A 502-nucleotide genomic window follows, 5' to 3' on the forward strand; every position below is an offset into this window, starting at 1 on the left:
CCGCATCGACAAGCGGGCGGTGGAGACCGGGCGGGTGCGGGTCTCGACCCGGACCGAGACGGTCGACGAGGTCCTGCGCGAGACCCTGCGCAGCGATCACGTCGGGGTCACCCGGGTGGCCGTCAACCGGACCCTGGCCGAGGGCGAAGTGCCCCCGGTGGTCCGCGAGGAGAACGGGGTGACGATCATCCCGGTCCTGGAAGAGATCCTCGTCGTCGAGAAGCGCCTCGTCCTGCGGGAGGAGGTGCACGTCCGCCAAACCACGGCGGGCGAGGACGTCGAGATGCCGGTGACGCTGCGCAGGCAGCGCGCCGTGATCGAACGCGTGTCCCCCGAGGGGCACGTCACGGCCCTGTCCCCTGCCCCCGAAAGGTAGAACCGGCCCGGGTTCTGATAGACCGGCACCGTGCCGACCGGGTTCGCGAGGTAGCTGGTCAGCGCGTCCTGATAGGTGTTGCGCACGTCGAGGTAGTGCGTGAGATCGACCAGCAGCGAGCCGGTC

1 protein-coding gene is annotated in these 502 nt (G+C 70.1%); it reads left to right on the top strand.

What is annotated here, in order from left to right:
• Positions 1 to 376: DUF2382 domain-containing protein (locus MKK88_RS25410; RefSeq protein WP_244004735.1), on the top strand; the 376-nt coding region annotated here is incomplete at its 5' end.
• Positions 377 to 502 lie beyond the last annotated feature (126 nt).

It is taken from the genome of Methylobacterium sp. E-005 (assembly GCF_022829725.1).
Classification (GTDB): domain Bacteria; phylum Pseudomonadota; class Alphaproteobacteria; order Rhizobiales; family Beijerinckiaceae; genus Methylobacterium.